This is a genomic window from Microlunatus soli, assembly GCF_900105385.1.
Taxonomy (GTDB): Bacteria; Actinomycetota; Actinomycetes; order Propionibacteriales; family Propionibacteriaceae; genus Microlunatus; species Microlunatus soli.
In genome coordinates, this window is the sequence record NZ_LT629772.1 from 5,830,196 (window position 1) to 5,843,105 (window position 12,910).

Annotated in this window: 13 protein-coding genes; 5 read left to right on the forward strand and 8 right to left on the reverse strand. The window is 65.8% G+C overall.

Features of this window, described 5'->3' with window-relative positions; all coding sequences use genetic code 11:
• Nucleotides 1-3: 3 nt before the first annotated feature.
• The 6 genes from BLU38_RS26715 to BLU38_RS26740 are packed head-to-tail and all read right to left on the reverse strand — an operon-like array spanning nucleotide 4 to nucleotide 6,326.
• Nucleotides 4-939, reverse strand: a complete 936-nt coding sequence (locus tag BLU38_RS26715; RefSeq protein ID WP_091529340.1) for an amidohydrolase family protein — start codon at nucleotides 937-939, stop codon at nucleotides 4-6.
• Nucleotides 936-2,219 carry a CaiB/BaiF CoA transferase family protein gene (locus tag BLU38_RS26720; protein ID WP_091533215.1) on the reverse strand — a complete coding sequence of 428 codons (1,284 nt, stop codon included), beginning with the start codon at nucleotides 2,217-2,219 and terminating at the stop codon, nucleotides 936-938. Before BLU38_RS26720 ends, BLU38_RS26715 begins: the two co-directional genes overlap by 4 nt.
• A 46-nt stretch (nucleotides 2,220-2,265) precedes the next feature.
• Nucleotides 2,266-3,591 (reverse strand): ABC transporter substrate-binding protein, encoded by a 1,326-nt coding sequence (locus BLU38_RS26725; protein ID WP_091529342.1) that lies wholly within the window; start codon nucleotides 3,589-3,591, stop codon nucleotides 2,266-2,268.
• Nucleotides 3,592-3,604: 13 nt separating this feature from the next.
• The gene (locus tag BLU38_RS26730; protein ID WP_091529344.1) at nucleotides 3,605-4,492 is read right to left on the reverse strand and encodes a carbohydrate ABC transporter permease; all 888 of its coding nucleotides are present in this window, start codon (nucleotides 4,490-4,492) and stop codon (nucleotides 3,605-3,607) included.
• Nucleotides 4,492-5,451: a carbohydrate ABC transporter permease gene (locus tag BLU38_RS26735; protein ID WP_231920058.1), complete on the reverse strand. Its 960-nt coding sequence runs from the start codon at nucleotides 5,449-5,451 to the stop codon at nucleotides 4,492-4,494. The genes BLU38_RS26730 and BLU38_RS26735 overlap by 1 nt, the downstream gene beginning before the upstream one ends.
• Entirely contained in the window at nucleotides 5,448-6,326 is an 879-nt protein-coding gene (locus tag BLU38_RS26740; RefSeq protein WP_172836230.1) for an NAD(P)-dependent oxidoreductase, read from the reverse strand. Before BLU38_RS26740 ends, BLU38_RS26735 begins: the two co-directional genes overlap by 4 nt.
• A gap of 164 nt (nucleotides 6,327-6,490) precedes the next feature.
• Here BLU38_RS26740 and BLU38_RS26745 point away from each other — a divergent pair, with 164 nt between their 5' ends.
• A complete protein-coding gene (locus BLU38_RS26745) occupies nucleotides 6,491-7,195 on the forward strand; it encodes a GntR family transcriptional regulator (RefSeq protein ID WP_091529349.1) in 705 nt (234 codons plus the stop codon).
• A gap of 6 nt (nucleotides 7,196-7,201) precedes the next feature.
• Here BLU38_RS26745 and BLU38_RS26750 read toward each other — a convergent pair whose 3' ends face one another.
• Entirely contained in the window at nucleotides 7,202-7,987 is a 786-nt protein-coding gene (locus BLU38_RS26750; RefSeq protein ID WP_091529351.1) for an enoyl-CoA hydratase-related protein, read from the reverse strand.
• A 53-nt stretch (nucleotides 7,988-8,040) separates the two neighbouring features.
• Entirely contained in the window at nucleotides 8,041-8,739 is a 699-nt protein-coding gene (locus BLU38_RS26755; protein WP_197679879.1) for an RraA family protein, read from the reverse strand.
• 215 nt (nucleotides 8,740-8,954) lie between these two features.
• Here BLU38_RS26755 and BLU38_RS26760 point away from each other — a divergent pair, with 215 nt between their 5' ends.
• The 4 genes from BLU38_RS26760 to BLU38_RS26775 all read left to right on the forward strand — a co-directional run bounded on the left by BLU38_RS26760 (nucleotide 8,955) and on the right by BLU38_RS26775 (nucleotide 12,868).
• Nucleotides 8,955-10,037 (forward strand): mandelate racemase/muconate lactonizing enzyme family protein, encoded by a 1,083-nt coding sequence (locus BLU38_RS26760; protein WP_091529357.1) that lies wholly within the window; start codon nucleotides 8,955-8,957, stop codon nucleotides 10,035-10,037.
• Nucleotides 10,038-10,092: 55 nt separating this feature from the next.
• Entirely contained in the window at nucleotides 10,093-10,422 is a 330-nt protein-coding gene (locus tag BLU38_RS26765) for a hypothetical protein (protein WP_157683737.1), read from the forward strand.
• A 113-nt stretch (nucleotides 10,423-10,535) separates the two neighbouring features.
• Nucleotides 10,536-11,474 (forward strand): AEC family transporter, encoded by a 939-nt coding sequence (locus BLU38_RS26770; protein ID WP_091529363.1) that lies wholly within the window; start codon nucleotides 10,536-10,538, stop codon nucleotides 11,472-11,474.
• Between the two features lie 275 nt (nucleotides 11,475-11,749).
• Entirely contained in the window at nucleotides 11,750-12,868 is a 1,119-nt protein-coding gene (locus tag BLU38_RS26775; protein WP_091529364.1) for an ROK family transcriptional regulator, read from the forward strand.
• Nucleotides 12,869-12,910: the final 42 nt, after the last annotated feature.

Sequence of the window (12,910 nt, forward strand, 5' to 3'; positions counted from 1 at the left end):
ACATCAGGGTGTCGGGGCGGTCACCCCCTGACGGGTGGCGGCACCGGAGACGGTCGGGAGCCGGTACCACCGCTGCGCCGAACCGCCGAGGACGGCCCTGCGTTCTTCGGGGTCGTGCCGATCGCGGAGCGCAAGCCGGGACAGGTCGGTCCACGCCGTGTGGTAGCCGGCCCGCAACTCGACCACCGGCCAGTTACTGGCAACCATCACGCGATCCGGGCCGAAGAGGTCCAGTGCGTGATCGGCATAGCGCTCGATGGTGGAGGGATTCCAACCGGACCAGGCTGTCAGCGCATCGATGCCGACCGAGAGCTTGATCGCCACGTTCGGGCAGGCCGCGAGTTCGGCGAGCTGGCCCGCCCACGGCTGCCAGCCCGCGGTCTCCAACGGCGGCCGGCCGAGATGATCGATGATCATCCGCAGTCCGGGTACAGCCTCGGCCAGCTTGATCACAGCGCCGATCTGCTCGCGGGTGATGGGCACCACATCCCAGCTGAGCCCGTGATCGGCGAGCTCACCGAAGAGTCCGAGCGGCTCGGGGTCGGCGAGCCAGTCCAAGGGGTCGTCGGCGATCAGGCAGCGGACGCCGACCAGCTTGGGAATCTTCAGCCCGGCGAGTTCACGTCGCGCCGATCGCGGGTCCCGCAGGGGCAGCCATGCCACCACACCGGCGACCCGATCACTGGCGGCGTATCGAGCGAGCCGGAGGTTCTCAGCGGGTTCGTCGACCGACTGGACGAGCACTGTGCCGTCGATACCTGCGCGATCGAGCTCGGGGACAAGATCATCGACGTCGAAGTCCCGTTCCAGGATCCGATGATCGGGTCCGCGCCAGGGCTGTTCCTGGGCTGCGGTCTTCCAGAAGTGTTGATGAGCGTCGATCACCATCGGTCGGTGCTCATCGGGTCGGTCCGACGGATCCTCGGGTCTGCTGCTCATTCGCCGATCCGCTCTTCGGCCTGCTTGGCGGATCGAGGGGCCGCGGAGGCGCCGGAGTGGACCGCAAGCTCGGCCAGCACGTCGGCAGTGTGTTCGCCGAGCAACGGTGCCGACGCGGCCTCCCGGACAGGGGTGTCGGACAGCGTGATCGGTGAGTTCAGGACCGAGGTCTCGCCCTCGACCGGATGGTCGTAGGTGGTCACCATGTTGCGCGCGCGGACGTGCGGGTCCTCGGTGAGTACGTAGGCGTAATCACGGATCGGGCCGGCCGGGACGCCGGCGGCCAGCAGCGCGGTGACCCACTCGTCGGTCGTCCTGTCCGCCAGCCGCTTCTCCAACCGGGCGGCCAACTCCTCCCGGTGGTCCATCCGGTGGTTGTTGTCGACGAACCGGGGATCGTCGAGCAGCTCCGGCAACTCCAGTACGCCACAGAGCAGGCGCCACAACTTCTCGTTGTTGGCGCCGATGGTCAGGTAGCCGTCCGCGGTGGCCAACGCTTGATAGGGCGCCGACATCCGATTCGCCGAGCCCAAGGGTTCGGGTGCCTTGCCGGTGGACCAGAACTCGGTCGACTCCCAGACCGACAGGGCCAGCGCCGCTTCGAACAGCGACGTCTCGACGTACTGGCCGGTGCCGGTCCGTTGCCGTGACATCAGCGCGCCGAGGATGCCGATGCAGCAGAACAGCCCTGCTCCGAGGTCGCCGACCGGGATCGCCGACTTCACCGGCGGCTCGCCGGGTTGGCCCATCACGCTCATGATCCCGGTCATCGCCTGCGCGATCAGGTCGTAACCCGGATGCGTCGCGTACGGGCCGGTGCGTCCGAAGCCGGAGATGCTGCCGTAGATGATCCGGTCGTTGACCGCCCGCAACGTCGGGTAGTCGACGCCGAGTCGTTCGGCCACACCGGGTCGGAAATTCTCCACCACGACGTCGGCGGTGCGGACCAGCTCCAGGAACGTCCGATGATCACCGTCGTCCTTCAGATCGAGCACCACGCTGCGTTTGTTCCGATTCAACGACAGGAAGGCTCGACTGTCCTCACCGATCACCGAGTACCCCCACGATTTCCTGGTCTGATCGCCGTGCTCGGGGTTCTCGATCTTGATCACGTCGGCACCGAGATCGGCCAGGATCATCGTGCAGAACGGCCCGGACATCACCTGGGTCAGGTCGAGGACCCGGATGCCGTCGAGCGCTCCGGGACGCTGTTGCGACCCGCCATGGGCGGTCTCCCGGTCATGATCAGCGGCGTGATGATCGGGGGATGGCTCGGACATGATCACTTCCCATCTCGGTTGGCGAGGATGTTCGGGGCTGCTGGCATCAGGACTTGTTGCCCATCGTGGAGTTGGCCGCGGCGAAGAAGTCGTCGACGGCCTGCTTGATCGACTTCTTGCCGAAGGCGACGTTCTCGTACTCCCGTTCGAACGACGTCTCGAAACTGGCGTTGTAGCCCGGCGGGATGACCGGGTTCGGGACATCCTCGGACAGGATGTACTGGTAGTTCTTCAGCACGACTTCCAGGCCGGGGGAGGACGGGTTGTCGATCTGATCCTGGAGTTGACGCTTGTTGGCGACCGCGCCGTTGTCGGACGCGTAGATCTTGGCGGCGTTGTCGTTGTTGGTCCAGTAGTCGATGAACGCTGCGGCGGCGGCCTGATTGTCACAGTTCTTCGGGATCGACCAGCCGCTGGTGAAGAACATGTTGCCCAGCCCGCTGGAGCCGCTCGGGAAGGCGTGCTCGGTGAGCTTGACGTCCGGTGCGGCAGCGATCGCGGCGACGTACTGGTTGCCTGCCTCGCCCTGCATCAGCACTTTCCCGGCGATCACTGCGTGCTGTTCGATCTGGTCGGGCTCGGAAGCAGCGTTCTGCATCGAGTTGGTCAGTCCCGTCCTGCGCAGGTTCTCCCACATCGTCCAGTACTCGGTCAGGCTCTGCTTGCTGAAGCCGACCTTGCCCTGGTCGTTGAACATCTTCTGTCCATTGCTGAGAACGTAGGCCGAGAACAGCGCCTCGTTGCCGCCCTGCTCCAGGATCGGCGCCACGTCCTTGGGCAGTTTGGACTTGGCCTGCTTCAGCCAGGCCAGCCACTCATCCCAGGTGTAGCCCTCCTTGAGGTCGGGGATGTCGTACTTGTCTGCGACGGTCTTGTTGACCAGGAAGGCATTCCAGGCGACGCCGTACGGGATCATGTAGAGCTTGCCGTCCGGGCCGCGCCCGCTGTCCAGGATGCTCTTCGGGACGTCCTTCATGTCGAGCTTGCCGGATTTGACCAGGTCGTCCAGCGGCACCAGTGTCTGGTTCGAGGTGTAGTCGTTGAGTTGACGGGTCTGCATGCCGGCGACACAGGGCATGCTCTTGCTGGCGGCCTGGGTGTTCAACTTCTGGAAGTAGGTCCCGAAGTCGGTGACAGAGGGATTGACCGAGACGTCGGGATATTCCTTCTTGAAGTCGGCGAGGATCTTGTTGGTCTTGTCGACCCTCGTCGAGGATCCCCAGTAGGCCAGTTGGATCGCGCCCTTGGCCGGACCGTCCGCGTTGGCTCCTGAGTCGGACCCGCTGCAGGCAGCTACGGTGCTGGCCAGGCCCGCCGCCAGCAGCAGTGCGAGCCCTTTCCTGAGTGTTGTCGCCCGCTTCGACAATCGCATGGCATGATTCCTTTCACTTCAGACCCGAGGTCGCGATGCCTTCGATGAGCACCTTCTGGAAGGCGACGAAGAATCCGACGAGTGGGGCGAGGGACAGCAGGGCCATCGCGAACAGCGAGCCGTAGGACGACTGGCCGCCGGTGGCATCGAGAAATGCGTTCAGACCGATCGGAACGGTCCACAGGTTGGAGTCGCTGAGGTAGAGCATCGGCCCGAGGAAGTCGTTCCAGGTGTTGATGAAGGTGAACAGCGCCGTGGTGCCGATCGCCGGCAGAGCCAGCGGAACGATCACGCGTGTGAAGACACCGAGATGGCCGCAGCCGTCGATTCGTGCAGCGTCGTCCAGGTCGCGCGGCAGCGCCCTGATGAACTGCACCATCAAGAACACGAAGAAGGCGTCGACGGCCAGGAAGCGCGGCAGCACCAGCGGTACGTAGCTGTTGATCAGATTGAGCTTGTTGAACAGGATGTACTGCGGCACCAGGGTGACGTGGTAGGGCAGCAGCAAGGTGACCAGCAACATCGCGAAGAAGATCCGCCGGCCGGGAAACTCCAGTCGGGCGAAGGCGTACGCAGTCAACGAGCAGGCGAAGATGTTTCCGACCACGGCGAGGAAGGAGATCAACGCCGAGTTGAGGAAGTAGCGGGAGAACTGCAGGCCGCCACCGGTCCATCCGTTCACGTAGTTGGACACGGTGAGGTTGGACGACCACAGGCCGAGGCTTCTGAAGATCTCGCTGTTCGGACGGAACGAGGCAGCCACCATCCACAACAGCGGGTAGAGCATCGCGAACAGCAACACGATCAACAGGAAATGTTTGACGATCTCCGATGCGAGTCGGGTCCGCGGCTTGCGGACATATCGGGTGAGGGTGCCGGCAGAGCCCGTGGTGGAAGCCATCAGCGATCTCCGTAGTGGACCCAGAATCGGGCCGAGAGGAAGAAGAGGCCGGTGAACACGCCGAGGACGATGACGAGCAGCCAGGCCATCGCCGATGCGTAGCCCATGTTCAACTCGGTGAATCCCTTCTGATACAGGTAGAGCGTGTAGAACAACGTTGAGTCCGACGGGCCGCCAGAACCGCCGCTGACCACGTAGGCAGAAGTGAAGGCCTGGAACGCGTGCACCGTGTCCATCAGGACGTTGAAGAAGATCAGCGGGCTGATCCACGGCACGGTGATGCTGACGAACTTGCGCAGCCGGCCGGCACCGTCCACCGACGCCGCCTCATAGAGCTCGGACGGCACCTGACGCAGGCCGGCCAGGAAGATGATCATGGTTGCCCCGAACGCCCAGGCGTTCAGCGAGATGATCACTCCGAGGGCGGTGGACGGATTGCCGATCCAGCTCTGCGCATGGATGCCGACCAATGACAGCAGGTTGTTGATCAAGCCGCTCGGGCCGAAGATCTGCCGCCACAGGGTCGCCACCGCCACGCTGGCCGCAAGCAACGACGGGAGGTAGAACAGCGCGCGGTAGGCCTTGATGAAGCGCAGTCCGGTGTTCAACAGCAGCGCGACCAGCATCGAGACGATCAGCACGACCGGCACCGACACGACCACGTACAGCAGGGTGACCTGGACCGAGCTGATGAACCGGTCGTCGGCGAACATCGCCCGGAAGTTGCCCAGGCCGACCCATTGCGGCGAGCTCAGCAGGTTGTAGTCGGTGAAGGCCAGGTAGAGCGAGTAGATCATCGGACCGAGGGTCAGCGCGGCCATCCCGATCAGCCAGGGTGTCAGGAATGCGAAGCCGGCCCGATGTTCGATCTTCTGCATCCGGTGCGGTCGGCGACCGGGGGAGGTACGGCCGGCGATCGGATCGGAGACCGGCGCAGCGACATCTCCGGTGGCGGTCATCCGGTCACGGCCTTGTCATCGGTGGCCAGAGCGTGTTGTTCTATCTGATCGGCGACGGTTTCGGAGAGCAGTCGGGCCAAGGGTGTCGACTCGCCGAGTTCGTCGGCGACGTCGAGGACCTCGCGGAGATCTTTCGACCACGGCCGTTGATCGACCGGGACTCCTGCCGCGTTGTAGTCGCGGGCGATCCGGTCGAAGAATCCCCAGTTCCGGCCGACCCAGGTGTCGGCCGTGCCGCCGGTGAGTGCCGACAGCAGATCGTCCTCGGAGACGCCGTGCCGTCGGGTCAGCCGCAGCGCCTCCTGGATCCCGCCGAGAGCGGCGAACATGATCAGCTGGTTGGCCAACTTCGTCGCGGCGGCGGCGCCGACGTCGCCGAGTCGATGGTGCTCGGTGCCGATCGCCTGCAGGAACGGGGCCGCGGCGTCGAGATCGTCCGGCGTTCCGGCCAGGTAGACGCTCAGTTCTCCGGTCCGGGCCCGATCCGGTCCGCCGGTGACCGGCGCCTCGACATAGCCGGCGCCGGTCCTCTTGATCACCGCTGACAGTTCCTGGCCGGCGCGGGGGAGGATGGTGCTGATCACGACGACGGTGTGTTGTGCGCCCAGACCATCGGCCAGCGGGGGCGAGGTCGTGGCCGACTCCAGGACCTCCCGGATGGCCCGGTCGTCCGGGACGACGAAACAGATGGTCCGGCAGTCGATCAGGTCCGGCCCGGTGGCTGCCGTCGCGCCGGCGTCGACCAGGAACCGCTGTCGTTCGTCGGACCGGTCCAGTGTCCGCACGGCCCAGCCCCGGTCCAGCAGATTGAGCCCGATCGCCCGTCCGAGGTTGCCCGCGCCGACCAGACCGACGGTCGCGTCCGGTGTCGACAATGACCCCACCCTCCTCATTGAGAAACGGATGCACTGCTGGCGGACCGGCAGGATTGCTAGGTCCAGTGCCCCGATGAATCCGTACCGCCTATTGTCTACAACAGACGTAGACAAAAGGCAACAGGCGGTTAGCATTGTTCTGTTTCCCTGAGCGAGAGGTACCGATGGTCACACCAACCGACCCGCCCGCATCCGGTGACGATCGTGCGCTGCACGCTCCGAGCCTGGTGACGTTGGCCGTCGATTCGATCCGCAAGCAGATCCTGTCCGACGATCTGAAGCCCGGCGAACGGCTGATCGAGGAACGGTTGACCAAGGACCTGGCGATCAGCAGACCGCCGCTTCGCGAGGCACTCCGGCTGCTGGAGAACGAAGGGCTCGTCGTCTCCATGCCGCGACGTGGTTCGTTCGTTGCGACCTTGACCGAGCAGGACGTGTTCGAGATCCTGACGCTGCGCTCGGCGTTGGAGCGGATGGCGTTCGAGGTCGGGATCCCGGTGAAGGATCCCGCCCTGCTCGAACCGGCGCGGGCCGCACTGCAGGAGATGTATCGCTGTGCGGACTCCGATGATCGTGGCGCGATGGTGCAGGCCGGCTACTACTTCCATGCGAGCTTGATCAAGATCGCCAACCATCAGCGGTTGGAGGTGATCTATGCCTCGGTGCAGCAGCAGTTGCTGCTGTGCATGTCCCGCAATCTGATCAAGCGGCAGCATGCTGCCGAGGATCTGCACGCGCATGCCGACCTGCACCGACTGCTGCTGGAGCTCGTCGAGTCCGGGGATCGGGCGGCGGCGATCGATGAGCTGACCATCCACCTGCAACGCTCCTTCGAAGCGAACTCACCGCAGGCGTCCTCCGGCGACTGAGGTCTGTCAGTGCGGGTCGGGCGGCCCGCCGAAGCGGGGCGTCCGTTTGTTCAGGAAGGCGCGGACCCCCTCGGCGAAGTCGGCACTGCCGTACACCCGCCGATAGATGTCGTCGACCGGGATCTCGGCGGCGGCGTGGTCGAGACGGCGTTCGAGCTCCTTGAACGATGCGATGCTCTCCGGTGCGCAGTGCCGGATGGCGTCGATCGTTCGTTCGACAGCGGCCGGGAGATTGTCGGAAGACACGATTTCGGTGACCAGGCCCGCATCACGGGCCGTCTCGGCATCGATCAGCGAACCGGTCATCAGCAGTCGCGTGGTGAGTCGCCGTCCGAGCAGGGCGTACAGCCGCGCCAGCGCGGTCGCCGACAGCGTGTTGCCGATGGTGCGGGCGATCGGCGAGCCGAACCGGGCGTCAGGGGTGCACAGGACGATGTCGCTCAGGGCGGCGTAGACGAGTCCGCCGCCGACACAGATTCCTTGCACGACAGCGATCACCGGCACCCTCAGGTCGAGCAGTGCCTGCTGGACCCGGCGCATCTCGTGTTCGTACTGCACGCCGAGCTCGCCGGTGGTGATATCGCGCAGGTCGTTGATGTCGGTTCCACCGGCGAAATGGCCCGCGGCTCCCCGCAGGACGACGGCGCGAAGCCGTGGGTCGGCCGCTGCGTCGAGGCATTCGCGTTCGATGGTCGCGTACATCTTCATCGTCAGGGCGTTGCGTCGGGTCGGATTCGACACCGTCAGGGTCAGCACGTCGGCCGATCGGTCGATCAGCACGTCACCGGCCACCAGCTTGCCTCCTGTCTTCGGTGATCATGCTCCTGGTCGGTGAGCACGACCGGTCAGAGCACCGAGCGGTCGGGTTCCCAGCCCAGCTCGGCGTACATCTTCCGGCGTGCATCCTTGTCGTGTTCGAGCTCCTGGCGAGCGTAGGTGGCGACCTCGGTCGCGTGCTGCTGTGGCACCACGATCACGCCGTCCCCGTCCGCCACGACGATGTCACCCGGCCGCACCAGCACATTGCCGACAGTGACCGGGATGTTGTGGCTGTCGTACTCGAGTCGGCCCTGGGTCATCGTCTGATTGATGTACTGGGCGAAGACCGGGAACCCCTGGAGCCGCACCTCGTCGATGTCGCGGCAGCCACCGCTGGTGACGGCGCCGTTCGCGCCGTGGGTGCGGAACTTGAGCGTGTTGTTCGAGCCAAGTTGACCGACACCGAGGTCCGGGCTCTCGAAGACCAACACGTCGCCCGGAGTGATCTCCTCCGCGTACGGCTCGATGTGCATCTTCTTGTACCAGTAGTTACGCGCCCATTCGGTGTACTCCTCCGGGGTCATCGTCTCCGGCTGGACCTGGGAGCCACGGCCACGGACGGTGAGTGCCGGGCCGAACGTGGCGCTGCCGGGGATCAGCGGGCGGATCGAGCGTGCCACCGACCCCTTGCTGAACAGGCCGATCCAGTCCATGCCGTCGCGGACGTCGGCGACTCGCAGGCCGGTGTACAGACTCTCGATCTCGGCGAACTCCATCGTTGCCATCTCCTCAGAAGCTGGGTGACTGTCCGATCCGTTGCGACTATTGTCTACAACAGACGAGATGGATTGCACAACCCTTGGCCGGAGTTGGCGCGTCGACCTGTCCGTGGGGTCGGGGCCGGTATTCCGGGGCGGCGCCGTACGGCGATGGTCGTTCGCTACGCTGTTCAGCCGCAGCAGCCCGAGAGTCCCTTCGCCGTGGAACAGGACGTCTGATCGTGAACCGACAGGACCCGATCGTCACCTCCGTCGAGTTTGACGAGTTGCCGGTGCGTTATCCGCGGACAGTCGGACGGAACGCGCGGCTCGGCAGTCACGGCTCCGGAGGGGCCGCGCGCATTGTGCTCCTCGGCACCGACACCGGATGCCGGGGCTGGGGAATGATCGAGGCCGAGCCTGCGGCCCCCGACACCATGATCGGCAAGACGTTGACCGAGCTGATCGACTCTGAGACCGGGGTTCGTGACGATGATCATCTCTGGGCCGATGCGGCGCTGCACGACCTGCTCGGAGTCGTCGAAGACCGTCCCGTCTGGGACATCCTCGGTGCCGCCGGTGATCGCACGATCGGTGTCTACGACGGTGCGATCTACTTCGATGATCTTGATCCCGACGATGCGCCGCGGGGGCCGCAGGTGGTTCTGGACAACTGCACGGCCGACGCCGGGCTCGGATTCGGTGACTTCAAGCTCAAGATCGGCCGCGGCAACCGATGGCTGGACCGCAAGGCCGGCGACGACCGGGACATCGAGATCACCCGAGCGGTCCGGGAGGCGTGGCCCGACGCACGCATCCTGGTCGACGCCAACGACGGTTACGACCTGGACGGCTTCTGTCGCTATCTGGATGCGGTCGCCGAGATCGACCTGTACTGGGTGGAGGAGCCGTTCGACGACAACGCCGACGACCTCGCGGCGCTGCGTCGGCACCTGGACCGGGTCAGTCCGGACACGTTGATCGCCGAGGGCGAGACCCATCCCGACGTCGAGTCGCTGCTCGCGGTTGCCGCGGACGGTCATATCGATGTGCTGCTGATGGACGTGATGTCGTACGGGATCACGCGTTGGCGGCGGATCATGCCGCGGCTGCTCGAGATCGGAGTGGCAGCATCGCCGCACGCCTGGGGTCGCCCGTTGAAGACGCTGTACGCCGCCCAGCTCGCCGCTGGTCTGGGTAACGTGCCGGTCGTCGAGGGGGTGCCCGGGCGGACCGATCGGGTCGACGACTCCGGCTACCGATTCGTCGACGGGGCGTTGGTCGTGCCGGAGCGTCCCGGCTTCGGCCTCCCGCTTCCGGGCTGACCCGCCCCGGATCGCGGCGGACCGGGATGGTCCGCCGGTGCGGCACAATCGGACGGTGCCAAAACCCCTTCGGATCGCTGCCTCGGCGGTCATCACGCTCGGCTGTGCGGCGATGGTGCTGCTGCTCGCTTCCCAGACGACGATGACCTACTCGTTGCCGCCGCGAACGTCGGGTGGCGAGGCTTCGAAGCACGTCACCACCTTCGGTCCGGCAGTAGTGGGCACCGGGCTGGTGGTGGCGCTGACCGTGGCTGCGGCCGGGTGGCTCGTCTGGAACGTCGTCCGCACCCCGCCGAGCAGGCTGTGGCCGGTCGCGGCCCTGCTGTTGATCGCAGCGGTGGTCGTCCAGCTGGTGGTCGCAGGAATGGCCAGACCGACCTTCTGACGACCGGCCTTCTGACCGGCACCGTCGCCCGTCGGGTGGACCGAGTCGTCGTAGCGGTGGCCGGTAGGGAAGAATGGCGCTGGCAACGGCCGGTCCGACAGGAAGAGATGCGCGTGGGTGGAGTCCTGCAGGGATTCCTGACCCTGGTGATCGTGATCGGCGTCGGTTTCGCCATCGCCCATCTCAAGATCGCCGGCGCGACGGCGCAGACGGTGCTGGCCCGGCTGGCGTTCTTCGTCGCCAGTCCGGCACTGATGCTGACGGTGCTGGCCGAGACCGACGTCCGGCAGATCTTCTCGGCCAATCTGATCGCGTCGATCACCAGTGTCGCGGTCAGTGCCGTGCTCTACGTGCTGGCCGCCCGGTTCATCTTCCGGCGCAACGCCAGCGACACCGTGATCGGTACCTTCTGCTCGGCCTACGTCAACGCCGGCAATCTCGGGTTGCCGATGGCGGTCTACGCGCTCGGCAGTGCGTCCTGGATCGTGCCGATGCTGCTGACCCAGTTGATCTTGCTGCAGCCGCTCGGATTGGCGATCCTCGATCTGACCACCAACAGCCAGAACCACGGGGACCGGCGATGGCTGCGGCTGATCAGCCAGCCGTTCCGCAACCCGCTGATGCTCGGCTCACTGGTCGGCCTGTTGCTGTCGATCTTCTCGATCCACCTGCCCCGGGTGCTCAACGACCCGCTGCACATGATCGGCAACATGGCAGTGCCCGGGATGCTGATCGCGTACGGCATCTCGCTGCGCCTCGGCCCACTGCCCGGACGTGGTGAGCCGAAGATCCAGATCGGCTACATCGCGCTGCTGAAGCTGGTCGTGCAGCCGTTGGTCGGATTTGTGATGGCCAGGTACGTGCTCGGCCTCGAGCCGCATGCCGTGCTGGCTGTCACCGTGGTGGCGGCGCTGCCGACTGCGCAGAATGTGTTCACCCACGCCGTACGGTACGACCGGGGCGTCATCCTCGCCCGCGATTCGGTCTTCGTCACCACCGTCTTGTCGCTGGTCGTGTTGATCGTGATCGCCGCCGTCCTGGCGCCGAGCTGAGCACACTGCCGACTTCGCCGCCGGCCGACCCGGGCGCCCGGATCTCGTTGTGAACAACCTGTTACATGGTGGTCCACCCCTTGACGCCCTGATGACCCTGCGCCATCCTCTTTCTATCTGGGAACTTTCCAGACCATTAAGTTCTGGCGTCGTCCTTGGTCGTTGAGGGTGGCCGGGCCGTTGGCGGATGGCCTGATCGTTCGGGACGGCAGCGACGAAGCTGTCGGGAAGGGGGATGAGCTGTGCGAGTCGGCGGTCCCCGGGCGCTCCGTGCGATGAACGATCGTGCCGCATTGCATGCACTGATCCGTCGTGGTCCGATGTCGCGGATCGAACTGGAGCAGGAGATCGGGCTGTCCAAGCCCGCGGCTGCGGAGCTGCTGCGCCGGCTGCAGGAGGCCGAGCTCGTCCGTCAGGACGGACATCGGGCCAGTGCCGGCCCCGGACCGAATGCGCGGCTGTGGACGGTCAACGAGACCGCGGGCTACGCCATCGGCATCGATGTGATCTCCTCCAGCTTCGATGTCGCCGTCGCCGACCTGGCGGGCGGAATCGTCGCCGAGCGGAAGGTGACCAGCCGGGGGACCGGACCGGATCCGATCCCGACCCTTCGCCGCGCCGTGATCGATGCTGCCCGCGGCCACGGGCTGAAGCTGGCCGACCTGGACCGGGCCGTGGTCGGGATCTCCGGATCGATCGATCCACTCACCGGTCTGCTGGGCTACGCCGGTCACATGCCGCGCTGGCTCGGATTCGATGTGCCCAGCCGGCTCACCGAAGCGCTCGGGGTGCCGGTCACGGTGGAGAACGACGTCAATCTGGTCGCCACCGACGAATTGTTGCACGGCTGCGCCCGCGGCTACACCGACGTCGTGCTGCTCTGGATGAGCCGCGGTGTCGCGGCGGCCGTGATCGTCAGCGGGCGTCTGCATCGCGGATCGCGCGGAGCCGCCGGAGAGATCGACTTCGCGCCGATCACCACCGACGGTCAGCCGATCAGCAGGCTGATCGACGCTGCCGGCGTACTGTCCCTGGCCTCCTCCTACGGGATCGCCGCCAGCCGAGCGACGACAGCGGTCCGGCGTGCCGTGTCGGGTGTTGCCGATCATGGCCAGGCTCCTGGTGACCCGGAAGGATTCCTCGGTGATCTTGCGGGGCGGATCGCCCAGGCGGTAGTCATTCCGGTCTCGCTGCTCGACCCCCAGCTCGTCATCCTCGGCGGTGATATCGGCGTCGCCGGAGGAGATCGACTCGCCGACCGAGTGGCCGACCGGTTGCACCGGCTGGTCGCTCATCGCCCGGAGGTCCGACCGGCCACCGGGCGTGAGAATGCGGTCCGCCATGGTGCCGTCGAGGCCGCCGTTCGTCAACTGCAGGAAGAAGTCTTCGGATGACCGGTCCGGCTGTGGCGACCGGAGCATCCGACAACGGGAGGA